The organism is Mesorhizobium sp. USDA 4132, assembly GCF_056279545.1.
Genome location: NZ_JBWCCP010000001.1, coordinates 2,494,347 through 2,520,469 on the forward strand (window position 1 = coordinate 2,494,347; position 26,123 = coordinate 2,520,469).

General features: G+C 62.7%; 22 protein-coding genes. 6 read left to right on the forward strand and 16 right to left on the reverse strand.

All coding sequences use genetic code 11. The features are described from left to right. Positions 1–115 precede the first annotated feature (115 nt). The 5 genes from ACZ9IU_RS12855 (at position 116) to ACZ9IU_RS12875 (ending at position 5,438) form a co-directional block, all read left to right on the forward strand. Entirely contained in the window at positions 116–2,080 is a 1,965-nt protein-coding gene (locus ACZ9IU_RS12855; protein WP_038549296.1) for a methyl-accepting chemotaxis protein, read from the forward strand. Position 2,081: 1 nt separating this feature from the next. Continuing rightward, a complete protein-coding gene (locus tag ACZ9IU_RS12860) occupies positions 2,082–2,549 on the forward strand; it encodes a chemotaxis protein CheW (RefSeq protein WP_007770391.1) in 468 nt (155 codons plus the stop codon). 205 nt (positions 2,550–2,754) lie between these two features. Beyond that, positions 2,755–3,078 carry a hypothetical protein gene (locus tag ACZ9IU_RS12865; RefSeq protein WP_038543504.1) on the forward strand — a complete coding sequence of 108 codons (324 nt, stop codon included), beginning with the start codon at positions 2,755–2,757 and terminating at the stop codon, positions 3,076–3,078. A gap of 223 nt (positions 3,079–3,301) precedes the next feature. After that, entirely contained in the window at positions 3,302–3,631 is a 330-nt protein-coding gene (locus ACZ9IU_RS12870) for a hypothetical protein (RefSeq protein WP_038543506.1), read from the forward strand. A gap of 148 nt (positions 3,632–3,779) precedes the next feature. Then, positions 3,780–5,438, forward strand: a complete 1,659-nt coding sequence (locus tag ACZ9IU_RS12875) for an FAD-binding dehydrogenase (protein ID WP_038543508.1) — start codon at positions 3,780–3,782, stop codon at positions 5,436–5,438. 23 nt (positions 5,439–5,461) lie between these two features. On the opposite strand, the gene ACZ9IU_RS12880 is transcribed toward ACZ9IU_RS12875, so the two are convergent. Beyond that, positions 5,462–5,971, reverse strand: a complete 510-nt coding sequence (locus tag ACZ9IU_RS12880) for a CreA family protein (protein ID WP_157885140.1) — start codon at positions 5,969–5,971, stop codon at positions 5,462–5,464. An 80-nt stretch (positions 5,972–6,051) separates the two neighbouring features. Continuing rightward, positions 6,052–6,642 (reverse strand): 3'-5' exonuclease, encoded by a 591-nt coding sequence (locus ACZ9IU_RS12885; protein ID WP_038543510.1) that lies wholly within the window; start codon positions 6,640–6,642, stop codon positions 6,052–6,054. A gap of 280 nt (positions 6,643–6,922) precedes the next feature. Here ACZ9IU_RS12885 and ACZ9IU_RS12890 point away from each other — a divergent pair, with 280 nt between their 5' ends. After that, positions 6,923–7,462: a GNAT family N-acetyltransferase gene (locus tag ACZ9IU_RS12890; protein WP_038543512.1), complete on the forward strand. Its 540-nt coding sequence runs from the start codon at positions 6,923–6,925 to the stop codon at positions 7,460–7,462. Between the two features lie 2 nt (positions 7,463–7,464). Here ACZ9IU_RS12890 and ligA read toward each other — a convergent pair whose 3' ends face one another. The 14 genes from ligA to murD all read right to left on the reverse strand — a co-directional run bounded on the left by ligA (position 7,465) and on the right by murD (position 26,119). Continuing rightward, positions 7,465–9,621 carry an NAD-dependent DNA ligase LigA gene (gene ligA / locus ACZ9IU_RS12895; protein WP_038543514.1) on the reverse strand — a complete coding sequence of 719 codons (2,157 nt, stop codon included), beginning with the start codon at positions 9,619–9,621 and terminating at the stop codon, positions 7,465–7,467. An 89-nt stretch (positions 9,622–9,710) separates the two neighbouring features. After that, on the reverse strand, positions 9,711–11,384 hold the full coding sequence (gene recN / locus ACZ9IU_RS12900) for a DNA repair protein RecN (RefSeq protein WP_038543516.1): 1,674 nt from the start codon (positions 11,382–11,384) through the stop codon (positions 9,711–9,713). 10 nt (positions 11,385–11,394) lie between these two features. Further along, on the reverse strand, positions 11,395–12,237 hold the full coding sequence (locus ACZ9IU_RS12905; protein ID WP_408962433.1) for an outer membrane protein assembly factor BamD: 843 nt from the start codon (positions 12,235–12,237) through the stop codon (positions 11,395–11,397). A 239-nt stretch (positions 12,238–12,476) separates the two neighbouring features. Next, complete coding sequence (gene lpxC / locus ACZ9IU_RS12910) at positions 12,477–13,433, reverse strand: UDP-3-O-acyl-N-acetylglucosamine deacetylase (RefSeq protein WP_038543520.1); 957 nt, start codon at positions 13,431–13,433, stop codon at positions 12,477–12,479. A 256-nt stretch (positions 13,434–13,689) separates the two neighbouring features. Continuing rightward, the gene (ftsZ, locus tag ACZ9IU_RS12915) at positions 13,690–15,474 is read right to left on the reverse strand and encodes a cell division protein FtsZ (RefSeq protein ID WP_038543522.1); all 1,785 of its coding nucleotides are present in this window, start codon (positions 15,472–15,474) and stop codon (positions 13,690–13,692) included. An 87-nt stretch (positions 15,475–15,561) separates the two neighbouring features. After that, a complete protein-coding gene (ftsA, locus tag ACZ9IU_RS12920) occupies positions 15,562–16,893 on the reverse strand; it encodes a cell division protein FtsA (RefSeq protein WP_038543524.1) in 1,332 nt (443 codons plus the stop codon). Next, positions 16,890–17,822, reverse strand: coding sequence for a cell division protein FtsQ/DivIB (locus ACZ9IU_RS12925; RefSeq protein WP_038543527.1), 933 nt, complete (start codon positions 17,820–17,822; stop codon positions 16,890–16,892). The genes ftsA and ACZ9IU_RS12925 overlap by 4 nt, the downstream gene beginning before the upstream one ends. Next, complete coding sequence (locus ACZ9IU_RS12930; RefSeq protein ID WP_038543528.1) at positions 17,810–18,736, reverse strand: D-alanine--D-alanine ligase; 927 nt, start codon at positions 18,734–18,736, stop codon at positions 17,810–17,812. Before ACZ9IU_RS12930 ends, ACZ9IU_RS12925 begins: the two co-directional genes overlap by 13 nt. A 349-nt stretch (positions 18,737–19,085) precedes the next feature. After that, positions 19,086–19,787 carry an aquaporin Z gene (gene aqpZ, locus ACZ9IU_RS12935; protein ID WP_038543530.1) on the reverse strand — a complete coding sequence of 234 codons (702 nt, stop codon included), beginning with the start codon at positions 19,785–19,787 and terminating at the stop codon, positions 19,086–19,088. A 238-nt stretch (positions 19,788–20,025) separates the two neighbouring features. Then, positions 20,026–21,000 carry a UDP-N-acetylmuramate dehydrogenase gene (murB, locus tag ACZ9IU_RS12940; protein WP_038543532.1) on the reverse strand — a complete coding sequence of 325 codons (975 nt, stop codon included), beginning with the start codon at positions 20,998–21,000 and terminating at the stop codon, positions 20,026–20,028. Positions 21,001–21,003: 3 nt separating this feature from the next. Beyond that, entirely contained in the window at positions 21,004–22,413 is a 1,410-nt protein-coding gene (gene murC / locus ACZ9IU_RS12945) for a UDP-N-acetylmuramate--L-alanine ligase (protein WP_038543534.1), read from the reverse strand. Then, positions 22,410–23,534, reverse strand: coding sequence for an undecaprenyldiphospho-muramoylpentapeptide beta-N-acetylglucosaminyltransferase (murG, locus tag ACZ9IU_RS12950; RefSeq protein ID WP_038543535.1), 1,125 nt, complete (start codon positions 23,532–23,534; stop codon positions 22,410–22,412). The genes murC and murG overlap by 4 nt, the downstream gene beginning before the upstream one ends. A gap of 7 nt (positions 23,535–23,541) precedes the next feature. Continuing rightward, positions 23,542–24,696, reverse strand: coding sequence for a putative lipid II flippase FtsW (gene ftsW / locus ACZ9IU_RS12955; RefSeq protein WP_038543537.1), 1,155 nt, complete (start codon positions 24,694–24,696; stop codon positions 23,542–23,544). 25 nt (positions 24,697–24,721) lie between these two features. Next, complete coding sequence (gene murD / locus ACZ9IU_RS12960) at positions 24,722–26,119, reverse strand: UDP-N-acetylmuramoyl-L-alanine--D-glutamate ligase (RefSeq protein WP_038543539.1); 1,398 nt, start codon at positions 26,117–26,119, stop codon at positions 24,722–24,724. Positions 26,120–26,123: the final 4 nt, after the last annotated feature.

Consider the following 26,123-nt stretch of genomic DNA (forward strand, 5'->3'; position numbering starts at 1 on the left):
GGCCGCTATGTCGACCGCGAAAAGACATGATGTCGCCGACACCGGCTCGCCCTCAGTTTCCATCTCTATCTGCAGTCTGTCGGACCTGATCCGGCGCGGGAGGAATTTCAACAGCATGACGGCAAAACCCCTTCGCAAGACGCTGTCGGTCAATCACCGGCTCTGGACGCTGGCAGGCTCCGCCTTTGTCGGCATCGGCGCCATGCTGCTTGTCGGCTGGTACGAAGGCCGACAGCTCGACGAAGCGCTGCAGCGCGCGACCGATATCCAGGAGCAGGTGGATGCGGTCGACGGCATGCGCATCGCCAACCTGGAACTCGTTCTGGCAGCGATGGACACGATCGTCGACCGCGACGACAAACGGGTCGAGCCGAGCCGGCTGAAGGCGATGGCGGACTCCTCCGACAAGTTGAAAAGCTCTGCCGGTAATCTGAAGAAACTCGCGGCTGAAATCGGCAATCCAGGCCTCGTCTCGAATTTCGAGACGGACCTCGCAGCTCTTTCGACGGCGATCCAAGTCGATCTCAGAAAAATGGTCGAAACCGGCGCGCCCAAAGAGGCCTATGACAAGATCGACGACGCCATCGACGGTGCCGGCGAACGGGTTGGCGTAATGCTCGATACGGCTGCCGTCGCGGGCGAGAAACTGGTGCGCAACCGCGTCCAGGAGGCGAATACGCTTTCCTCGACCTCGCTCTATGTGCAGCTCGGCTGCGGGCTGATCGCGTTGGTCGCCATGGCAATCCTGCAGAGCATTCACGGCGGCGCGATCCGGCGCGGCATCGACGGCGTCCGTTCGAGCATGCAGCGGATCATTGGCGGAGACTACAACACGCCCGTGCCCGGCATAGATCTCGGCGACGAGATCGGTGAAATGGCGCGCGCCACCGACGTCTTCAGGCTTGCAGCCGTCGAGCGCCAGACCCTGGAGCTCAATCTGGAAGACGAACGCCGCCAGAACGAGACCCGGCGGCAGACGAGCGAGTCCGAACAGAAGGCAGAAGCCGAAGCGCTCCACTTCGCAGTCGATTCGCTTGCAAGCGCCCTCAACCGTCTCTCGGAAGGCGATCTTGCGGCCGCCCTCGAGCGTCCCTTCCGGGGCGACCTCGAGCGCCTGCGCACCGACTTCAACCGGGTCGTCGAACGCCTGCGCCACATCATGACCGAGGTCGCGAACAGTTCCAGTTCCATCGGCGCAAACGCGAACCAGATGCGCTCCGCTGCCGACGATCTCGCCAAGCGCACCGAGAAGCAGGCGGCCTCGCTTGAGGAGACATCCGCAGCCCTCGAAGAAATCACCTCGACCGTGCGCAACGCCACCAGCCGCGCCGAAGAGGCGACCCAGATGGTGAGCCACGCCAAGGACTATACGGAACAGTCCACCAGCGTGGTCCGCGATGCAACGGCCGCCATGGGGCGGATCGAGGACGCGACCGCCGAGATCGGCAAGATCATCAACGTCGTCGACGAGATCGCCTTCCAGACCAATCTGCTGGCGCTCAACGCCGGCGTCGAGGCGGCCCGCGCGGGCGAAGCCGGCAAGGGCTTTGCCGTCGTCGCCCAGGAAGTGCGCGAACTCGCCGGACGCGCTGCCGGCGCGGCCAAGGATATCAAGGCGCTGGTCACCCGTTCGAACCACGAGGTCAAGACAGGCGTCGATCTGGTGAAGGCGACCGGCGAAGCGCTGACGCGGATCGGCGACGACGTGCTGAAAATCAACGACCACGTTCACGCGATCTTCACCTCTGCACGCGAACAATCGACCGGACTGACGGAAATCAATATCGCGATCGGCCAGATGGACCAAGCAACGCAACAGAACGCCGCAATGGTGGAGCAGAGCACCGCTGCCAGCCATTCGCTGGCAAGCGATGCCGAAAACCTCAACCAGCTGATCAGCCATTTCCAGATCCGCGGAGGCAATGGCCCGCGCGCCGTCGAGGCTGCGAGCGCTTCCACGCCACCCAAACCATCGCCCGCACTCAACTTGATGAACAAGCTCGCGGGAGCCTTCAGCAATAGCCCCACCTCCGCCAAGCCGAAGGCCGTGGGATCCTCAGACAAATGGGAAGAGTTCTGACATGAGCAATGCCATCAAGCAGTCCGGCGCCTACCTCGAAATCGTCTCCTTCCATCTCGGAGACCAGGAATTCTGCATCGATATCATGGCGATCCGCGAAATCCGCGGCTGGGCACCGGTGACCCCGATGCCGCACACCCCGTCCTACGTGCTCGGCCTCATCAACCTGCGTGGCGCGGTGATCCCGGTCATCGACATGGCCTGCCGCCTCGGCATGAAGATGACCGAACCGTCGGAACGTTCCGCAATCATCGTCACCGACATCGCCGGCAAGCTGGTCGGCCTGCTGGTCGAACAGGTTTCCGACATGATGACCATTCGTGGTGAAGACCTGCAGCCGGCCCCGGAAATCATTCCGGAAGCCCAGCGCGCCTTCTGCCGCGGCATCGTCGCGCTTGAAAAGACGATGGTGTGCTTCCTGAACCTCGACACCGTCATCGCCGACGAACTGGCGCGCGAAGCCGCGTAATTTCGCGGGCCGCTAAAAAGTCCGAAACTATGTCCGGATCTTCCGTCACACGCAAATGTGACGGAAGATTAACGTATTGTAATCATTGCCTATTTGTAACAATTTTAAACGGAACCGGGGAACCGGGTCGACGTTCTCTCGTCGCTAAACGCCCAACCGACGCCTCAAACGCCCCTCGGCTGGTTTATCCAATAGGAGAACGACCATGAACAAGGCTTTTGCTCTCGCAGTCCTGATGTCCGCAGCCACGATGGGAACCGCCTATGCCCGCGATATGGGCATGACGGCCAAGCCCGCCGGCGATGTCGCCATCGTCTATACCGATCCCGAAATCGACAATAGCGCCAAACGGCTCGACGTGCCTGAGAGCATCATCCATCCAAGCCCGGCAATGGTGCAGAAGGCACAGGCCGAGGTGAAGGCCGACCGCGCGCTGCGAGCCGATCTTCTGAAGCAGAACGTCGAACTCAACAACGTCGTGGCGATCGACACCGCCGCCGATGGCAGCCGGACCGTCTACGTCCGCTGATTCGCCGTTGATGAAACGGGGGCCGGTATCTTTTCTCCGGACCCCGTTTCGGCGAAAGCCATTCACAATCGCCTCTACGCGGGTGATGGAACCTTAAATCATTGCTGCATAGAGATGATTTCGGAAAAGCCCGGAACAATCTCCGGGCGTTTCCGGTTCCGTCCATATCTTGGTGCTGAAGAGACACGTGTTCGGCGCCTAAGAACCGAGAAAGGAACATGTTATGAAGAAGGTTATTGCTCTCGCAACTCTTATATCCGCTTCCTCAATCGGGGGCGTTTACGCCCAGGACCTTGCCCCGACCACGCCGGCCCCCTCCCCGTCGGACGTGACGGTGGTCTACATTACCGAGGCAACGGATAGCGAATCATCGAACGACAAGATCCCGCCGACGCTGACGACCCCCAACCCGAAGGCAGCGGAGGCCGCCCAGGCGCAGATCCAAACGGATTCCAACCTGATGGCGGCTCTCGAAGAGAAGAATGTCCAGTTGCAGCATGTGGCGGGCATCGAAACGGCGGCAAACGGCGGCAAGATCGTCTACGTCCGCTAATCGGCCATTCAAGGACTGAGAACAGGCTCGCTTTGCGGGCCTGTTTTTTGTCGTGTCGCGCCTGAATTGACTCCCGCCACACCGCATGACTGTATTCGTCCAAAGGATGCAGCATGCCCTGCATCTTCACGCTTTGGGAGGAGCGCGCTTGAGCGACAGAGTTGACGCCATCGTGGTGGGCGCGGGGCTTTCGGGCCTCGTCGCCGCGACCGAACTTGCAGATGCCGGCCGCTCCGTCGTCATCCTCGACCAGGAACCGGAACAGAACCTTGGCGGCCAGGCCTTCTGGTCGCTCGGCGGGCTGTTCCTCGTCGATTCTCCCGAACAACGGCGGATGGGCATCCGCGATTCGCTCGATCTCGCCTGGCAGGATTGGCTCGGCACCGCCGGTTTCGACCGCGAGGAGGATCATTGGCCACGCCTCTGGGCGGAAGCCTATGTAGCCTTCGCCGCCGGCGAGAAACGCTCCTGGCTCAGGCAGATGGGCCATCGCATCTTTCCGATCGTCGGCTGGGCGGAACGCGGCGGCGGCTCGGCGACCTCGCACGGCAATTCCGTGCCTCGGTTCCACACTACCTGGGGTACAGGCCCCGGCGTCGTCGAACCGTTCGAACGGCGGGCACGCGAGGCGGAGAAAAACGGCAGGATCCGCTTTCTCTGGCGGCACCGCGTCGACAATCTGGTCAGGACCGGCAGTGCCGTGACCGGCGTTGCCGGCACAATTCTGAAGGCGAGTACGGCGCTGCGTGGCGAAGAAACCTCCAGGACACCGGCCGGTGACTTCGAACTCAATGCGCCGATCGTCATCGTCGCTTCGGGCGGCATCGGCGGCAATCATGACCTCGTACGGCAGATGTGGCCGGCAAGGCTCGGGCGACCGCCGGCCTTCATGGTCTCGGGCGTGCCGAAACACGTGGACGGGCGGATGATTGGCATCACCCGGGCGGCCGGGGGGCAGGTGATCAACCGCGACCGCATGTGGCACTATACGGAGGGCCTGCGGAACTGGAACCCGGTCTGGCAAAACCATGGCATCCGGATCCTGCCCGGCCCTTCCTCGCTGTGGTTCGACGCGACGGGCAAGCGACTGCCTGCCCCTTTCTATCCCGGCTACGATACGCTCGGCACGCTGCAGCACCTCATGGCGACCGGCTACGACTATAGCTGGTTCGTGCTGAACCAGAGCATCATCCGCAAGGAATTCGCGCTCTCCGGCTCCGAACAGAACCCGGACCTCACCGGCCGCGACTGGAAGCTGACGGCGAGACGGGCGATCGGCAGGAAGGCAACCGGGCCGGTCGAGGCCTTCAAGGAACAGGGCGAGGATTTCGTGGTCGCCGAGAGCCTTGGCGAACTGGTCGCGGGCATGAACCGACTTGCCGGCAGCAACCTCCTGGACCTCGCCGCTATCGAACATGAAGTCCTTGCCCGTGACGGACAAGTGGCCAATCCCTTTGCCAAGGATGCGCAGATCATGGGCATTCACAACGCCCGCCGTTCGCTCGGTGAAAAGCTGGTACGCACGGCAAGACCGCACCGCATTCTCGATCCGGCGCACGGACCGTTGATCGCGGTGAGGCTGAACATCCTGACCCGCAAGACGCTCGGGGGGATCGAAACGGACCTCTCGGCCCGCGTGCTCGGTGAGAATGGAGACGTGATCCCGGGGCTCTATGCGGTCGGCGAAGCCGCCGGCTTCGGCGGTGGCGGCATGCACGGCTATCGGGCGCTGGAAGGCACATTTCTCGGCGGCTGCCTGTTTTCCGGCCGCAATGCCGGCCGGGCGGCCGCGGCAGCCCTCGGCTGAGCCGGAGCCCGGGCCTGAAAAGATTACGGTTTTGGCTTGCCGTTCTTCCAGGCGACGTTCTGGTTATAGAGCGGCACGGTCGAGATCGCCATCTTGGCGGAACCGTCCACCACCTGCCGCGAGTGAGCGAGATAGATCAGCGTGTCGTTCGCCTTGTCGTAGATACGCTTGACGAGCAGGTTCTTCCAGATCAGGGAACGGCCCTGCCGGAACACTTCCTCGCCGCCCTTGCCGAGGTCGATCTCGCCGATCTCGATCGGACCGGTCTGGCGGCAGGCAATCGAATTGTTGGAGGGGTCTTCGAACCAGTTGCCGTTCTTAAGCCGGTCTATGATGCCGCGTTCGAAATAGGTGACGTGGCAGGTTACGCCCTTTATCTGCGGATCGGCGACCGCCTCGACGATGATGTCGTTGCCGGTCCAGTCGACGCCGACTTCGCCAACCACCTGGGCGGAAGCGGGAGGGGCAAGCGTCCCGAACGACAGAGCGACGGCGGACGCAAGGCAGGCAATTCGATTGATGGGTTGTTTCATGGGGGACACGGCTCCGGTAAACGATCCGTGATCTGAGATAAGGATTGCCGGGGCGGAAACAAGCAGCGCCAAAAAAGTCCCTATTTCAGCCGGCAGGTGCAGGGTGCATAGCCGCCGGAAAACAGCCGCCCGACCTTCATGCCGATCGCAGCCGGAATGTCGCGGACATGCGGCACGGCAAGCGATTTGGCGATCGCGATCGTCGCCCGCGCGCAGACGGCCGCGTCTTCGGCCGCATTGTGATGCGCGAACCGAAGGCCGAGATGCTGGGCAAGGACGTTGAGCTTGTGAGAACCGAGATGCGGCCAGACCTTCTGCGACATCTTCACGCTGCAGAGATAGGAAAGGTCCGGATAGCTCTGCCGATAGACATCGAGGCAGGCCCGCCAGACGCTGAAATCGAAGGCGGCATTGTGGGCAATCATCGTCGCACCGCGAAAATCGTCGGCGAACTCGTCCATCACCTCGGGAAACTCGCCGGCATCCTCGACATGTTCCGCACGGATGCCGTGGATCGCGACGTTGAAGGAGGAAAACCGCATGTCCTTCGGGCGGATCAGCCGTTCCTCCACCCGCACCACCTCGTCGCCCTCCAGCCAGGCAAGCCCGACCGAGCAGGCGCTGCCGCGTTGCTCGTTGGCGGTTTCGAAATCGATGGCGATGGTTTTCAAGGGCTGGTTCCGGATGCTTGTCGGAGAACTTCTACAGGTGGGAATTCGATTCGGCAAAGACGGCCAGCGCTTTCACCCCTCTTGACGATCCGGCGCTTGTCTGAGACGTTGCGCGCCATGACACGTTTCGCCACCCACATGCATCTTACCGTGACCATTCACCCCGCAGGGTGCGTGGCGGTCTTGGCGCGTTAACCGGTCATCCGTCCACCAACCCTGCCCGATATGGCAGGGTTCGGTGTTTCCGCTCTGCCTCGGCGAAGAACCAAGGAGAGCAAGCATGACAGAGTTCGATATCTCACCACCGCTGGACCCCGAGGCGCGATGGCCCGAAGGCCTGTCGATCCGCGCACGCACGCCGGCCGACGCGCCCGGCATCCTCGCACTGCACAACATGCCCGGTTATCGTTTTGGCACACTGCGCACGCCGCACCACACCATTGAGGAAATCCGCAGACACATCGAGAGCCCTCCGGCCAACAACATTGGGCTTGTCGCCGTCATGGACGGCCGGATCGTCGGCGATGTCGGCCTCAACCGCTATCTCAACCGCCGGGCCCACGTCGGCAGCATCGGCATGGGCGTCCACGATGCCTATCAGGGCCGCGGCATAGCACGCGCGCTGATCGGTGAAGCCCTGGCCATCGCCGACCGCTGGCTGAACCTGAAGCGCATGGAGCTTACGGTCTACACCGACAACGAAAAAGCCATCCGCCTTTACGAGCAGAACGGCTTCGTCAAGGAAGGGCATCTAAGACAGTTCGCCTTCCGCGACGGCGAATTCGCCGACGCCCACTCGATGGCACGTTTCCGGACCTGACGTCACGCAATAAAGGCGAGCCATTCGTCCTCGTCCATCACCTGGACGCCGAGTTCCCTCGCCTTGTCGAGCTTGGAGCCGGCGCCAGGACCCGCGACCACATAGTCGGTCTTCTTGGAGACCGACCCGGCCACCTTGGCGCCAAGGCTTTCCGCCCTCGCCTTGGCCTCGTCGCGGGTGAATTTTTCGAGCGAGCCGGTGAAGACCACCGTCTTGCCGGCGATCGGGCTGTTGGAGGCGACCGGCTGTTCGGCGGCCTGCGGCGTCACCTCTTCGCGAAGCCGGGTAATGACCTCGACATTGCGCGGCTCCTTGAAGAACTCGACGATGGCGCGCGCCATCACCTCGCCGATACCCTCGATATTGTTCAAATCGTCCCAGGCGTCGCCGGAAAGCTCGGCCGCATCGTCCATGGCCTTCGCAAATACCTCGTAGGTGCCATAGGCGCGCGCAAGCAGCTTGGCGGTGGTCTCGCCTACGTGCCGGATGCCGAGCGCGTAGATGAAGCGGTGCAGCGCGATCTCGCGCCGCTCGTCGATCGCATCGAACAATTTCTTGACGCTGACTTTTCCGAAGCCCTCGATATTTTCGAGTTTGGTAAGCGTCGAGGCCTCCTGCCGCCGCTTCAGCGTGAAGATGTCGGGCGCAGTGCGGATCTTCAGCGCGTCGTCTTCCGCCTCGAAGAAGAAATCGATCTGCTTGGAGCCGAGGCCTTCGATATCGAAGGCGTTGCGCGACACGAAATGTTTGAGGTGCTCGGTCGCCTGCGCACGGCAAACGAAACCGCCGGTGCAGCGGGTGACCGAATCGAGCTTGCCGGTCTTTTCGTTACGCTCGCGCACCGCATGACTGTCGCAGACGGGGCATTTCTTCGGGAATTCGTAGGGCACGGCTTCCGGAGGACGCTTCTCCATCACCACGTCGAGCACCTGCGGGATGACATCCCCTGCTCGCTGGACGATGACGGTGTCGCCGACGCGGATATCGTGATCCGGCTCGCGGATCGGTTCGCCGGAATTGCCGAGCCCCTTGATATAGTCTTCGTTGTGGAGCGTCGCATTGGTGACGACCACGCCGCCGACGGTGACCGGCGTCAGGCGCGCGACCGGCGTCAGCGCTCCGGTGCGGCCGACCTGGATGTCGATCCGCTCCACATGAGTAAAGGCCTGTTCCGCCGGGAATTTATGCGCCGTGGCCCAGCGCGGCGAACGCGAGCGAAAACCGAGCCGGGCCTGCAGGTCGAGCCTGTCCACCTTGTAGACGACACCATCGATCTCGTAGTCGAGATCCGGGCGCTTGAGGCCGATATCCTTGTAATGAGCGATGATATCCTCGACCGCGTGCAGGCGTTTCATCAGCGGGTTGACCGGAAAACCCCATTCCCTGAATTTTTCGACCATGCCCATCTGGGTGTCGGCCGGCATCTCCGACATCTCGCCCCAGGCATAGGCGAAGAATTTCAGGTTGCGGCTTGCGGTCACCTTGGCGTCGAGCTGGCGCAGCGAGCCGGCGGCCGTATTGCGCGGGTTGACATAGGTCTGCTTGCCTTCCGCCGCCATCTTCTCGTTAAGCGCCAGGAAGTCGCTTTTCGTCATATAAACCTCGCCACGCACCTCGACGACATCGGGCACGCCGGCCGGCAGGCGATTGGGGATTTCCTTGATGGTCTTGATGTTCTCGGTGACGTTTTCGCCGGTCGTGCCGTCGCCACGGGTGGCAGCATTCACCAGCCGGCCGTTCTCGTAACGGATCGACATGGAAAGCCCGTCGATCTTCGGTTCGGCGGTAAACGCAATCGAGCCGTCCGGCAGCTGGCCGAGGAAACGGTAGACGGAAGAGACGAAATCGCGGACATCGTCGTCCGAGAAAGTGTTATCGAGCGACAGCATCGGCCGCGAGTGGGTGATCGCCGCAAACGTCGGCAAGGGCGCCGCACCGACCCGGATCGACGGGCTGTCGGCCCGGATCAGCTGCGGAAACCGTTTTTCGATCGCATCGTTGCGCCGTTTCAGCCCATCGTAATCCGCATCCGAAATCTGCGGCGCGTCATGGCCGTGATAGAGCTCGTCATTGCGGGCAATCTCCGCCGCCAGGTAGGCGAGCTCGGCTGCGGCCTGTTCTTCGGTCAGGTTTTCGACGGGCGTCTGTTCGGCGGACATGCGGGTCTACTCCTCGGGTAGCGAGGAGTCGTTTTGTAGCGCAAATTTTTCCGATGGGAAGGGTGGATGGAAGGTCTCGGTGGATGAGCCTAGCCGTTGCCCGCCAGCAGTCGCTTGGCCGCCGCCCTCGCCTCGTCGGTCACCGATGCGCCGGCGAGCATGCGGGCGATCTCCTCGGTGCGGTGTTCCGGCTCCATGGTGGCGACGCGGGTGGCGATCTTGTCGGTGCCCTCGCCGGCCGGTCCCTTGGAAATCAGCAGATGCGTTGCGGCACGGGCGGCCACCTGCGGCGCATGGGTGACGGACAGCACCTGCACCTTGTCCGACAGCCGCTTCAGCCGCTGGCCGATCGCATCGGCAACGGCACCGCCGACCCCGGTATCGATTTCGTCGAAGACCAGCGTGGGCGCAGAACCGCGGTCGGCGAGCGCCACCTTGAGCGCCAGAAGGAAACGCGACAGCTCGCCGCCCGAAGCGACCTTCATGATCGGGCCGGGACGCGTGCCGGGATTGGTCTGGACGTGGAACTCGACCGTATCGATGCCTTCGGCGCTCGCCGCTTCCGGATCGCTCGCCACATCGACCATGAAGCGGGCCCGTTCTAGCTTCAGCGCCGGCAGCTCCGCCATCACGGCTTCGGCCAGCGCCTCGGCGCCATGCCGGCGCTTCTCGGACAGGATCGCGGCGGCCTGATCGTAGGCGGCCTTGGCAGCGGCAGTCAGCTTTTCCAGCTCGGCGAGCTTCTCCTCGCCGGCATCGAGATCGGCAAGGTCCGATATCATCTTTTCGGCAAGCGCCGGCAGGTCGGCGACCGGGATTGAATATTTACGGCCGGCGGCCCGGAGCCCAAACAGTCGCTCCTCGACCCGCTCCAGTTCGCGCGGGTCGAATTCGGTGCGCCTCAGCGCCGCCTCCACTTCCATCTGGGCATTGGAGAGGTAGTTGAGCGCCTGATCGAGAAGTTCGACGGTTTCTTCGAGCAGGCCTGGCGCCTCGTGGCTCTTGCGCTCCAGGCGCCGCACCAGCGAGGCGATCAGCGGCACGGGCGATGCGTTGCCATTGAGGAATTCGGAGGCTTCGGAAATGTCGCCGGCGATGCGTTCGGACTTCTGCATTCGCGAACGCTGTTCGGCAAGCTCGTCCTCTTCACCATCACGCGGCGACAGCGCTTGCAGCTCTTCCACCGAGGCACGGATATAATCGGCTTCGCGGGCCGCAGCCTCGACCTTGGCGCGATGGGTCTTGAAGGCCCGATCCGCGTCCTTCCAGGAGCGATAAAGGGCGGAAAGCTGCAGCACCTCGTCGCTTAAGCCCGTGAAGGCGTCGAGCAGCGTGCGGTGCGCGTCGGTGTCGATCAGCGCCCGGTCGTCGTGCTGTCCGTGGATCTCGACCAGAAGCTGGCCGGCCTGGCGCATCAGCTGCACGCTGACCGGCTGGTCGTTGATCGAGGCGCGTGTGCGCCCATCGGCCGACTGGATACGGCGGAAGATCAGATCGCCGTCGTCGTCGATGCCGTTGTCGCGCAGGAGTTTTCGGGCACCGTGGCTGCCGGCTACGTCGAAGACGGCCGTCACCTGGCCCTTGTCCTCGCCATGGCGCACCAGGCCGCCGTCACCACGGCCGCCGAGCGCCAGCGAAAGACTGTCGAGCAAAATCGATTTGCCGGCGCCGGTTTCGCCGGTCAGCACCGAAAGGCCGGTCTCGAAGGCAAGATCCAGCCGCTCGATCAGAACGATATCGCGGATCGACAACTGGATCAGCATGTCTCAGACCTTAAGCGCCGATCAGCTTGGCCCCGGCGCGGGAAATCCACGAACCGCGATTTTCACGCGGTTCGACGCCGTTGCCCTTCAGCAGCTTAAAGGAATCCGCATACCACTGGCTGTCGGGATAATTGCGCCCGAGAACAGCGGCCGCGGTCTGCGCCTCTTCCGTAATGCCCATCGCATAATAGGCTTCAGTCAGACGCGCCAGCGCCTCTTCCACCTGGTTGGTGTTGGGATACTGCTCGACCACGTTGCGGAAACGCTGGATCGCGGCAAGATATTCCTTGCGCTCCAGATAGTAGCGGCCGATCTGCATTTCCTTGCCGGCGAGCTGGTCGCGCGCAAAGCGGATCTTCGCCTGCGCATCCTCGACATATTCCGAGCTCGGATAATTGGTTACGACCTTGTTCATCGCATCGATGGTGCGCACGGCTGCGCGCTGGTCCTGGGTCACGTCGGCGATCTGCTTGGAGTAAGCAAGGCCGACGAGATACTGGACATAGGCCGAATCCTGCGATTGCGGATACTGGCTCATGTAGCGGTTGCCGGTGGCCACCGCCTCGTCGTTGCGGCCGAGCCGGTACTTGGTGAACGTGCTCATGACGAGCGCCTTGCGGCCCCATTCCGTGAAGGGATTCTGGCGGTCGATCGAATCGAACTTGCGGCCTGCTTCGGCAAGGTTGCCAGCCTTCATGTTGGCGAGGCCCTGGTTGTAGAGCGTCTCCGGCGCATCCGTTTCGAGACCGAGCTTGGTGATGTCGATATCGGGATCCGACTGGCAGGCGGTCACGCCAAAGCCGGCGCCGGCCAGCACCAGCGACACAAGCGCTACTCTTGCCGTCTTACGCATTCCAACAGACCTTACATGGTTCATTCGACAATTCCTGATCGTCCCGCGCCTGATAAGCCCGCCGCCTAAGCAGGCCGTTCTAGCCATAAAAGCAAAGGGAGAGCAACGCAATGCTGCGGCATTAATGCATTTTTGTGGCACGTCGCCGCAATACGGCATTTCAAGGTTAAATCGAAACATGTCTCCCAAAAGAAAAGGCCGCTTCCGGGGAAGCGGCCGAGTCGACTGGATCAATTTACTCAGGCGAACCAGGATGTCAGTTCCGGCACGTTGACCGGTACGAACTCCCGTGCCCGTACTCGGGCCGCACGCGACGACGGAGCCTCGACGACCTCATAAGCCGTCGGATCGCTCATCAGCGCCTTCAATGCGTTGGCATTCATCTTATGGCCGCCGCGGTAGGACCGGTAGCAGCCGATGAACTGGGCGCCGGCAAGCGCCAGGTCGCCGACGGCATCGAGCGTCTTGTGGCGGACGAATTCGTCCTTGTAACGAAGGCCCTCGACATTGACGATCGTGTCGTCGTCCGAGATGACGACCGAATTTTCCAGCGAGGAACCGAGTGCGTAGCCGGCAGCCCAGAGACGCTCGACGTCGCGCATGAACCCGAAGGTGCGGGCGCGGGAGAGTTCCTGCTTGAAGGTCTCGGCGGTCAGGTCGCCTTTCCAGCTCTGGCGGCCGATCAGCGGCGAAGAGAAGTCGATCTCCACCTCGAAGCGTGTGCCGTCATAGGGCCGGAATTCCGACCAGCAAGCGCCGGAGTCGATGCGGACTGGCTTCAGGACGCGGATATAACGGCGCTTGATGCCAAGATTGACGATGCCGGCCTGTTCGATGGCTTCGATGAAAGGATAGGAGCTGCCGTCCATGATCGGCATTTCGCCGCTATCGACTTCGACCATGATATTGTCGACACCGAGCGCGTAGAGCGCGGCCATCACGTGTTCGATCGTCGCGACGGCGCGGGAAAGCGAAGTGCCGAGAACGGTGCAGAGATCGGTGTTGCCGACCTGCGAGGAAACGGCGCGATATTCGACCGAGCTGCCGTCGTCCAGAAGACGCGTGAAGATCACGCCGGTACCGGCTTCGGCCGGTTGAAAGGTGAGGCTGACAGGGGCTCCGGAATGAACGCCAATCCCCTTCAGTGTTACCGGGGAGGCGATGGTAGTCTGGAAACCGAACAGTCCGATAGTCATTCCTGCTGCCTTCTTGTCGCCGGATCCGTAAAGCAGAAGGATCCGATATTCTTTAGCGCCAGCCGGACCGATCGCCTGAATCGGTCGATCTCTTTTGGCGTCCCTTAGCGTCTTTCATACGCAGCCGTTTGGCACAATCCAAATCACTGTTCATTTCGGATTGTTACGTTGTTAACTCTGCGTCCTGATTGATAAAACGCCTGAAGGCCCGGATGCGTGATCCGGGCCTTCTTCACGTTTCGTGACCGTCCTTAACTCAGTTCGATTGACGGCGCAGGAAGGCCGGAATTTCGAGCTGGTCTTCCTCGTGATGGGCCTGCGGAACTGCACGTCCATGATCGTCGAGATTGCCGCGGCGCGGCGCATAAAGACTTGCTTCCGCCGACAGCGGACGACGCTGCTGTGGGGCCGGAGCCGGTGCGGCCGGCTCGACGTGAGCAGGCTCTTCCTCTTCGCGGCGACCAAGCGAGTTGGTGATCCGCTTCAGGAGACCCATCGGGCCGCGCTCTTCCTGCACATGGCTCACCGGCTGGGCGCGGTGATCCATCTCGGCCTTCACGACCGGCGGAAAATCCTCGACCTTCGGCATGCGAACCGGCTGTACCACCTGCGACATCGGCTCGCGATAGACCGGCTGCGCCGGGCGAGGAGCGGGCTGGCTCATCATCGGAGCAGGCTGGGGCTGTACGTGCTGGTGAACCGGGGCCGGTTGCGGAGCAGGAGCCGGCCGGCTCATGACCGGAGCCGGTGCTTCGACCGGAGCAGCACCGAAGATGCGGCTCTGCGGACGGAACTCTTCCTGCTGCTGCATGATCGGCTGCGGAGCGACCTGCTGGGGTGCCGGAGCCGCATACTGGTGCTGCGGTTCCGCGATCGCCAGTTCCCGTTCCATCTCGGCTTCCGCCATGCGGATCGTTTCGGCGATCGGGTCGACGGCCGGCCTCGGAGCCGGGGCGGCCTGCATGACCGGAGCCGGCTGGGTGGCAACCGGAGCCGGAGCAATCGCTGCCGACGGACGGATGATCGGCTTTGCGGCAGCGCGCATCTCTGCGGCGCGAATGTCGACCGAGCCGGCGGCACGATCGATGCCGGTCGCCACAACCGATACACGGATCAGGCCTTCGAGTGCTTCATCGAAGGTCGCGCCGAGGATGATGTTGGCATCCGGATCGACTTCTTCGCGGATGCGGGTCGCGGCTTCGTCGACTTCGAACAGCGTCAGGTCGCGACCACCGGTGATCGAGATCAGCAGACCCTGAGCGCCCTTCATCGAGGTCTCGTCGAGCAGCGGATTGGCGATCGCGGCTTCGGCGGCCTGCATGGCGCGGCCCGGGCCGGATGCCTCGCCGGTGCCCATCATCGCGCGGCCCATCTCGCGCATCACCGAGCGGACGTCGGCGAAGTCGAGGTTGATCAGGCCTTCCTTGACCATCAGGTCGGTAATGCAGGCGACGCCCGAATAGAGAACCTGGTCGGCCATCGCGAATGCGTCGGCAAAGGTCGTCTTGTCGTTGGCGATGCGGAAGAGGTTCTGGTTCGGAATGACGATCAGCGTGTCGACCGACTTCTGCAATTCCTGGATACCCATCTCGGCAAGGCGCATGCGGCGCTGGCCTTCGAAGTGGAACGGCTTGGTGACGACGCCGACGGTCAGGATGCCCTTGGAGCGGGCTGCCTGTGCGACGACCGGGGCTGCACCCGTGCCGGTGCCGCCGCCCATGCCGGCGGTGACAAAGCACATGTGTGTGCCGTGCAGGTGATCGACGATCTCGTCGAGGCATTCTTCCGCGGCGGCGCGGCCGACTTCCGGCTGCGAACCGGCGCCGAGACCTTCAGTGACCCGAGCACCCATCTGGATGATACGCTCGGCCTTGGTCATGGTCAGCGCCTGGGCATCGGTATTGGCGACGACGAAGTCGACACCCTCGAGGCCGGCGGTGATCATGTTGTTGACGGCGTTACCGCCGCCGCCACCGACGCCAAACACGGTAATCCGAGGCTTCAACTCGGTGATATCAGGCTTTTGCAGCTTGATGGTCATTGCACCAGTTCCTTCTTTTTCTGGCCGCATCGCCGCCGGCCAATTCATTACAACTTTGCTCCGATGCGGGTGGGCGAACCCCTCACATCAAAAACTTTCCTTCAACCACTGACCGACGCGGGCCAGCCGGCCATTGCCGCTTCCCAGCGAGGCCATCAGGCCGCTCTGCGTAGCGTGTGTTTCCAAGTCCGCGACCTGCGGATAGATCATCAGGCCGACCGCCGTCGAAAACGCCGGTCCCTTGGCTGCCGTCGGCAGACCGGAAACGCCCATCGGGCGGCCGATCCGGACGTTGCGCGCAAGAATCCGGCGCGCCGTTTCCGAAAGGCCGGTGAGCTGGCTGGCACCACCGGTCAGCACGACGCGCTTGCCGACGATCGGGCTGAAACCCGACTTCTGGATCCGGTCACGGATGAGTTCGAGCGTCTCTTCGATACGGGCCTGCACAATGCGGGTGACCAGCGAGCGCGGCACCTGCGTCGGCTGGTCGCGGTCGTCCTCGCCAATCGGCGGGACGGAGATCACGTCGCGTTCGTCGGACCCGTTGGCAAGCGCCGAACCGTGCACGACCTTCATCCGCTCCGCATCCTCGATGCGGGTGGAAAGCCCGCGGGCAAGGTCGGTTGTCACGTGATGGCCGCCAAGGCTGATCGCGTCCGTATGGACGAGCTTGCCTTCGGCGAAAACCGAGATCGTCGTCGTGCCGCCGCCCATGTCGATCGCGGCGCAACCGAGTTCGACTTCGTCGTCGACGAGGGCTGCGAGGCCGCTGGCATAGGGCGTCGCCACCATGCCCTCTACCGAGAGGTGGGCGCGGTTGACGCAGAGTTCGAGGTTCTTCAGCGTGGCGCGTTCGGCTGCGACCACATGCATATCGACGCCGAGCGTATCGCCGAACATCGCCAGCGGATCGCGGATACCGCGCTCGCCGTCGAGCGAGAAGCCGGTGGGCAGTGAATGCAGGATGGCGCGGTCCTGGCGCAGCGACTGCTGGCTTGCCGCGATAAGAACCTTCTTGAGATCAGCCTCTTCCACTTCCTGGCCGCCGAGATCGATCGTCGCGGTATAGACGTCGCTGGTGATGCGGCCGGCGGACACATTGACGATCAGACTATCGACGGTAAGCCCGGCCATACGCTCGGCGGCGTCGACCGCCAGACGGACGACGCTCTCGGCTGCGTCGAGATCACCGATCACGCCGGACTTCACACCGCGCGAGCGCTGGTGGCCGATGCCGATGATCTCGATATTGTGGGTGCGGCCCGGCAGAACCTGGCTTTCCTGGCGCGGCGTCAGCCGGGCGATCATGCAGACCACCTTGGTGGAGCCGATATCCAAGACCGAAACGACATGGCTGCGCTTGGAAGACAGCGGCTTCATGCGCGGCAGGCCGAAATGGGAGGAACCGAATACGCTCAAGACTGCTCTCCCAGTTTCTTCAGGGCCTTTGATCGTGCGTCGAGCGCTTCCCTGCGGCGATCCAGAGCGCCAGGAGTGAGCTGAACAGTGGTGCGATCCTCAAGCCGAAGATCGACGGCGGCGACGTCACGCTCCAGCACACCCTGATCCTTTTCGAGCTTGGCGAGCATGGCGAGCGCCTTGGCGACATTGCCTTCGGGCAGCTTCAGCACGATGCCGTTGTCGAGATGCAGATCCCAGCGGCGGCCGGCGATGCGGACATAGGCTTTCACCCGGTTCTTCAGCTCCGGCCAGCCCGACAGGGCGTCCTCGAAAGAGGCCGCAGCCGCCTCTGCATCGCGGCCGACGAAGAGCGGCAGGGAAGCGAACTTGTTGTCGCGAAGCGGCGCAATCACGCTGCCGTTCTTTTCGATCAGCGAGAGTTCGGAACCGTGTTGCCAGATCCCGAAGGCCTGACGCTCTTTCAGCATCACCTCGATCGTCCTCGGGTAGATCTTGCGGACTTCCGCATACTGGACCCAGGGAAGCGCCGAGAGCTTGCGGCGGGCCGAATCGATATCGAGAGCGACGAGTGACGTGGTGCCGTCGAGCCCGAGAAGCTGCAGGATGTCGATTTCGGAGGTCTGGTCATTGCCAGATACGCGAACGTCTTCGATCGCAAAGCCGACAGCCGCCGTGGTCGCCTGTGCGACAGCCTGGCCGTGACCGCCGAGCGACATGCCGTAGAGACCGATCGCAGCGAAGAAGCCGGCAGCCGAAACGGTTCCGGTATGAGGCGGGATATGGATGCGGCCGGTGGCGAGGCTTACGCAGAAACGGAAAACCCGGCGCAGCGGACGAGGAAGAACCCGGCGCTCCTCGGCACCGAGATAAAGAGCCTGAGAACGGCCGCGCGGTCCACCCGCCTTTCTGCCGATCAACGCAAACACGTAGCGTCCTCCACCATCCAACGGACGAGTTCACCAAATGAGTGGCCGGCATGGCCGGCCATTTCGGGCACCAGTGAGGTCGGGGTCATACCCGGCTGCGTATTGATTTCCAGCCAGATGACCTCGCCGTTCTCGGAGAAGCGGTCGTCGTAGCGAAAGTCGGAGCGACTAACGCCACGGCAGCCCATCGCCTGATGCGCCTTGAGCGCCAGTGTTTGAATCTTTTGGTAAATATTCGGTGAAATCTGCGCCGGAATGACGTGTTTCGAACCACCCTCCGCATATTTCGCGTCGTAATCGTAAAAGGCGTGGCTAAGCGGCACCACTTCGGTAACCCCAAGCGCCACATCGCCCATCACGCCGCAGGTGAGCTCGCGGCCATAGACATACCGCTCGACCAGAACCCGATCACCGTAGCGCCACTCGGACGAGCCGATAATCTGCGGCGGATGCGACTGATTTTCCTGGACGATCACGACACCGAAGGACGACCCCTCGCGGACCGGCTTCACCACGTAAGGCGGCTTCATCGGGTGAGCATTGCCGATATCGAATCGGCTCATCGCCTTGGCTTCGGCGACCGGAATGCCGGACGCCTTGGCAACATGCTTAGCCTGATGCTTGTCCATGGCGAGCGCAGACGCGAGCACGCCGGAATGAGTATAGGGAATTTCGAGATATTCGAGAATGCCCTGGATCGTCCCGTCCTCGCCGAAAGGCCCATGCAAGGCGTTGAAGGCGACGTCCGGCCGAAGCTCCGAGAGGACGGCCGCCACATCCCGGCCGACATCGACGCGGGTGACGCGGTAGCCTTCGCCTTCGAGAGCATCCGCACAGGCAGCGCCCGAGGACAGGCTGACAGGCCGCTCGGAGGAAAATCCTCCCATCAAAACAGCCACGTGCTTGTCGCTCATCAATCGCTCCAGCCAAAAAGGACTACAATTCAAAAGTACGGCGCTTGCGCCAACCTGCTCTCTGACGATTCCCGCCGGACGTTAGGCATGCCTGCATTAGTGCCCGAATATAGTTAACAAACCGTTTACCTTGATTAACCCGGGTAGCCAAAAGCATGAAAACAAAGGAAAAATCGAATCCCGGAATGTTAACGCGCAGTTTGCGGCAACATTCGGAACGGCGTTGAAATGACCGCCAAGGCGCTCGAATCGACAGGCGATTCTTGAGGTCTGCGCCACGGAAAAGCCCGCGAAGCGGTCAGCTTTGCGGGCTTTTTCATCTCGGCGGAATGCGCCGTTTTTCTTCAGATCAGGCCGCGACCCGCGCTTCCGAATCGTCCACCAGCTTCCAGGCCAGCGCGCCCAGGACGGCGCCCACGATCGGTGCAACCCAGAAGAGCCAAAGCTGCCCGAGAGCCCAGTCCCCGACGATCAGCGCCACGCCGGTCGAACGGGCCGGGTTGACGGATGTGTTGGTGACCGGGATCGAGATCAGATGGATCAGCGTCAGCGCAAGGCCGATTGCGATCGGAGCAAAGCCTGCCGGCGCCTTCGGCCCGGTCGCGCCGAGAATGATGAAGATGAAGAAACCGGTGAGAACCAGCTCTATCAACAGCGCCGCGGTCAACGAATAACCGCCGGGCGAATGCTCGCCATAGCCGTTGGACGCAAAGCCACCGAGCTGGAAACCAGCCTTGCCGGAAGCGATGAGATAGAGAACCAGGGCTGCAACGACCGCCCCTACCACCTGAGCGATGACATAAGGCAGCAGGCTTGATGCCGGGAACCTGCCCGCCACCGTCAGTCCCACCGATACCGCCGGATTGAAGTGCCCGCCGGAAATACCGCCGACCGCGTAAGCCATGGTCAGCACCGTCAGGCCGAATGCGAGCGCAACGCCGACGAAGCCGATACCGAGATCCGGAAATGCAGCCGCCAGAACCGCGCTGCCGCATCCACCGAAGACAAGCCAGAAAGTGCCGAAAAACTCGGCCGCTAATTTTTTGAACATTGGATATCCCCCTGCTCGTGCCCCCGGCACCCTGCCGGTCCAGGCGCGACTCTCATTCAAACAAGGATATTATGCAATATATTCTCATGAATGCTCAATGAATAAGCAACTCGTGAAACATCCAAGGTTGCACCGGCGCTATCCAACGGAATCAAAACACGAGATGACCGCTGCAACGCTTTAAATTTACAAGATAACTCGCCACGGGAGGCATTCGCCTCACCCTGGCCGGATCCCGTTATTCGCTTGTCATGCCCTGGAACGGCCTCACCTCGCGGCCAGGCATGAAGATGCCGAGGCGCTTGATTTCCCATTCGAGCTTGATGCTGGAATGTTCGAAAACTCGCTGGCGGATGGTCTCACCGAGATATTCGAGGTCGTAACCGCTGGCGTAGCCGATATTGATCATGAAATTGCAATGCAGCGACGACATCTGCGCGCCGCCGCTGACCAACCCGCGGCAGCCTGCCTCGTCGATCAGCTTCCAGGCGGAATGGCCTTCCGGGTTCTTGAAGGTCGAACCGCCGGTCTTTTCCTTGATCGGCTGCACCGTCTCGCGATGCTGACGCACGGCATCCATCTCGGCGCGGATCTTTGCCCGCTCCTCGGGATATCCTTCGAAGACCGCGTGGGTAAAGATCATGTCCGCCGGAACCGAGGAATGGCGATAGCTGTAGCCCATCTCGGCAGTCGAGAAGACATGCGTGCCGCCCTTGCGGTCGACGGCATGAACTTCAACGACGCGCCCGGCGGTTTCGCCGCCATTGGCGCCGGCATTCATGCGCAGGGCTCCGCCGATCGAGCCGGGGATGCCGTAATAGAAGGCGAAACCGCCGATGCCATTGTCCATCGCCATCGCGGCAATGTGCTTGTCGGGGCAGATCGCACCGGCCTTGATACGGTTGTCGCCGACGAGATCGACCCCGCCGAACCCCTTGGCCGAGAGGCGCAGAACGACGCCTGGAATGCCTCCGTCGCGGACGAGCAGGTTCGAACCGACGCCGACTACCGTCAGCGGCACTTCTTCCGGCAGGATCTGCAGGAAAGTCACGAGGTCGTCGACGTCATGGGGCTGGAACATCAGTTCGGCGAGGCCGCCGGCCTGGAACCAGGTGACGCGATCCATCGGCGCATCCGGCGTCAGCCTTCCGCGCAATTTGTTGACGTCATCCCCCAACGACGCCAGAAGCTTTTCCCCGTTCACCTGTTTCATTTCCTACTGTCCCGATATGCTTTCCAGTTCCTTCGGCAATGCCGCAGCCCACTGCGTGATATTGCCCGCCCCCAGAAGAACCACGAAATCACCCGGTTTCGCAATGCCCGATACAATCGAAGCGAGTTCCGTCGGCGATGCCATGTATCTAGCGTCGCGATGGCCGCCCGAACGGATGCGCGAAACCAGCGCTTCCGAATTGGCCCCGTCGATCGCTTCCTCGCCGGCGGCGTAGACCGGCGCCAGTATGATGCTATCGGCATCGTTGAAGCAATTGGCGAAATCCTCGAACAAGCTCGACAGACGCGTATAACGATGCGGCTGGTGCACCGCGATGATGCGGCCCTGGCACGATTCGCGGGCGGCGCGAAGCACCGCCTTGATCTCCACCGGATGGTGACCGTAGTCGTCGAAGATCGAAACGCCGTTCCAGGTACCGGTCAGCGTGAAGCGCCGCTTGACGCCGCTGAAATTGGCGAGCCCCTTGCGGATATCCTCTTCCGAAATGCCGAGCCGGTTGGCGACCGCGATCGCGGCGGTGGCATTGGAAATGTTGTGGCGTCCGGGCATCGGCAGCGCCAGGTCCTTGAACAGGAATACCCGGCCGGTGCGGCGGCGGCGAATTTCCACGTCGAAGATCGACTTGGTGCCTTCCATCCGCACATTCGAGAAACGCGCATCCGCCTGCGGGTTTTCGCCATAGGTGACGATCTTGCGATCCTCGATGCGACTGACCAGAGCCTGCACTTCCGGATGATCGAGGCAGAGCACGCCGAACCCATAGAACGGCACGTTTTCGACGAACTGCCGGAAGGCGGCACGAACGGCGTCGAAATTGCCGTAATGGTCGAGATGTTCGGGATCGATATTGGTGACGACGGCGACGTCGGCGGGCAGTTTCAAGAAGGTGCCGTCCGATTCGTCGGCCTCGACCACCATCCACTCGCCCTCGCCCATGCGGGCATTGGTGCCGTAGGCGTTGATGATGCCGCCGTTGATGACGGTCGGATCGAGATTACCGGCCTCTAGCAGCGCCGCGACCATCGAGGTCGTGGTCGTCTTGCCATGCGTGCCGCCGATGGCGATCGCGTTGCGGAAGCGCATCAGCTCGGCGAGCATTTCGGCGCGGCGCACGATCGGCAGCGATTTTTCACGCGCCGCCATCAGCTCCGGATTGTTCTTCTTGATCGCAGTCGAGACGACGACCACCTCGGAATCGCCGATATTCTCGGCCTGGTGGCCGACGAAGACCGGTATGCCCTTGTCGCGCAGGCGCTGGACATTGGCGCCGTCGGCCTGGTCGGATCCCTGGACCTTGTGGCCGAGATTATGCAGCACCTCGGCGATACCGCTCATGCCGATACCGCCGATGCCGATGAAATGAACGAGCCCTATGGCCTTCGGCATCTTCATGCACGCACTCCCTTGAATTCCGAAATCGATTTCCGCTCCGCGATCGCCACGACCAGATCCGCAAGCTGGCCGGTTGCATTCGGCCGCCCGGCGGACTTGGCAGCCGCTGCCATTCTTTCGAGCTTATCCGGATCCTTCATCGCACCCGAAATGATCGAGGCGAGCTTTTCCGGAGAAAGCTCCGACTGCGGCACGACTTTCGCACCGCCGGTTGCCACCAGCGCCGCGGCATTGGCCGCCTGGTCGTGATCCAGAGCATGCGGGTAAGGCACGAGGATGGCCGGCCGGCCGATCACCGCAATTTCCGACACCGTCGAGGCACCGGAGCGGCAGATGACCAGATGCGCGGAGGCAAGCCGCTCTGCCATGTCCGAGAAGAACGACGAAATATCGGCGGGTGCCTTGAGCTTTGCAAAGCAGGAACTGACCCGATCCTTGTCTTCCGGACGCGCCTGCTGGGTAACGACGACACGGTCGCGCTCGGCCTGATCGAGCAGGCTGAGCGCCGTCGGCACGGCCGACGAAAAGAACTGCGCGCCCTGGCTGCCGCCGAATACGACCAGCCGGAACGGATCGTCGCCGCGAGAGGCGACATAGGGAATATTGGAGGCCGCAAGCACGGCCGGACGCACCGGATTGCCCGTCGTGACGGTCTTGTCCGCATAGGGACCGCTGCCCTCCGGCAGGAAACCGCCGGCGATCGCCTGGACCTTGGCGGCCAGCGCCTTGTTGGCGCGGCCCATCACGGCGTTCTGTTCGTGGATCATCGTCGGCACGCCCATGGCGGTCGAGGCCATCAGCGGCGGCACAGTCGGGTAGCCGCCGAAACCGACGACGGCGAGCGGCTTCAGGCGGCCGATCAGGCGGCGAGCGGCCCGCAGTCCCGTCCACAGCTTCCAGCCGGTACGGGCGAGCGCGATCGGGTTCTTGGATCCGAAAGTGGCGGACGGTACGACATGGATTTCGTCGGCCGGAAACGTGCCGGCGTAGCGCTCGGCCCGGCTGTCGGTGACGAGATGCACGGAATAACCGCGCTCCTTCAGTTCGTGTCCCAGCGCTTCTGCCGGAAACACATGACCGCCGGTTCCCCCGGCGGCTAGCAATATGATGCCCTTGGTCATTGGACTTTTACTCCGCGGGTACGCCCTGCGCGACCCGGAACAGGCTCCGCTCCTGCGCTCGCTTCTCCGGACGATGGCGGGTCAGCGCCAGGATGAAGCCTGCAGTGATGCAGATCGCGATCATCGAGGAGCCGCCATAGGAGATCAAGGGGAGCGTCATGCCCTTGGCCGGCATGAGTTCGAGATTGACGCCGATATTGATGAGCGACTGCATGCCGATCTGCAGCACGAGGCCAGCGACCGCGAACCGGTTGAAGTCATTGCGCTCCTTGAAGGCGTGGTTCAGGCCGCGCAGCACGATGAAGGCGAAGATCGCCACCAGTGCCATACAGAAGATAATGCCGAATTCTTCGGCTGCAACGGAGAACACGAAGTCCGTGTGGCTGTCCGGCAGGATGCGCTTGACGATGCCCTCGCCCGGCCCCTGCCCGAACCAGCCGCCCTGCAGGATCGCTTCATGCGCCGTCTCGATCTGGAAACGGTCGCCCTCGCCGGTCAGGAACTTGTCGAAACGGGCTGTCACGTGCGGCAGCATATAGTATGCGGTGACGATGCCACCGGCACCCACGCCGCCGAGCATGACGATCCACAGCCAGGGCATGCCGGCCATGAAGAACATCCCTCCCCAGACAACGCTCGTCAGAATTGTCTGGCCAAGGTCCGGCTGGGCAACGAGCAGCGCTGCGACGATGCCGAACAAAATGATGGCGAAGAGGTTGCCTGGGATTTCCGGCTGCCGCGCGTGTTCGGCGAACAGCCATGCGCAGACGACCACGAAGGCCGGCTTCATGAATTCCGACGGCTGGATAGAGAACATGCCGACGCCGATCCAGCGCCGCGATCCCTTGACCTCGACGCCGAAGAACAGGGCCAGCACCATCAGCGCCAGCGCGATGATCAAAAGGACGATGGCGGTGCGGCGCACCTGCCGCGGCGTCAGGAAGGAGAGGCCGATCATCACCACCAGCGACGGCAGCAGGAACAGCGCGTGACGTTCGACGAAGTGGAAGCTGTTGAGGCCGATACGCTCGGCGACCGCCGGCGATGCCGCGAAGGAGAGCATGAAACCGACGCCCATCAGCAAAACGAAGGCGACGAGGAAGAAACGGTCGATCGTCCAGAACCAGTCTGCGAGCGGCCCACGGTCTGCGCGGCTTACCATCTGTCGTTCCCCTTTTCCGTCTCGATCAATCTAAATCGACCAACATCGTGACGCCGTCGAGGCTTGCGACATGGCCGACAAAGGCATCGCCGCGAACCTCGAAATTCTTGAACTGATCGAAGCTGGCGCAGGCTGGCGACAGCATCACCGCGGACGGTGTCGTGTCGGCTCCTGCATCCGCTGCGGCATGCGCGACCGCCTTTTCGAGCGTGCCCGAAATTTCGTAGGGCACCGCCTCGCCGAGTGTCGCCGCGAATGCCGGCGCGGCTTCTCCGATCAGATAGGCCTTGACGATACGCGGGAAGAGTGGAGCGAGGCTGACTATGCCGCCCTCCTTCGGCAGGCCGCCGGCAATCCAGTAGATCCGGTCGTAGCTGGAGAGCGCGGGCGCTGCCGCATCCGCATTGGTCGCCTTCGAATCGTTGACGAACACCACCTGGGTTCGGCGCCCGACCGGCTGCATCCGGTGCTTCAGGCCCGGGAAGGATCTCAGCCCCGCGCGGATCTCGTCCTTCGATACGCCGACCGCCAGGCAGGCTGCGATGGCCGCCGCCGCGTTCTGGGCGTTGTGGCTGCCCTTGAGCGTCTGGATGCCGTCGAGATCGACGAGCAGCGACGTCGCGCCGCCATGCGCCTCGATGATCCGGCTGCCTTCGGCATAGAGGCCATCGGCAACGACGACCCGCTTGGAAATCCGGCGCACCGCGACACCGGCCCGTCCGACGCGGTCGGCGATGAGGGCGCAGAACGAATCGTCGACGCCGATCACGGCGGTCCGGCTGCCGGCGACCAGCCGTTCCTTGACGTCGGCGTAATGCTGCATGGTGCCGTGGCGATCGAGATGATCGGGCGTCAGGTTGAGCAGGATGCCGGCCGTAGGGTTGAGCGTCGGCGCCAGATCGATCTGGTAGGACGAGCATTCGACGACGAAATAGCGCTCGGACTTCGGCGGATCGAGCGTCAGGATCGCAGTGCCGATATTGCCGCCGAGCTGGGTGTCGCGGCCGCTTGATCTCAGGATATGAGCGATCAGCGCCGTGGTCGTCGATTTGCCGTTGGTGCCGGTAATCGCGATGAACGGGCAATCCGGCGCATGCGCCCGGCGCTCGCGCACGAAAAGCTCGACATCGCCGATGATCTCGACGCCGGCCGCGCGGGCAAGATCGACGCTCCAATGGGGTTTCGGATGGGTCAGCGGCACGCCCGGCGACAGCACGAAGGCGGCTTGGGCAGACCAGTCGATACCGCGGAGGTCGGCGGTCGAAATCCCCTCGGCCGTAGCCTTGGCGACGCTGTCGGGATTGTCGTCCCAGGCGATGACCTTGGCGCCGCCGGCGACCAGGGCTTTGGCCGTGGCCAATCCGGAGCCGCCAAGCCCGAACAGCGCGACCGGCTTGTCCCTGAATGTGGTGACCGCGATCATCGCC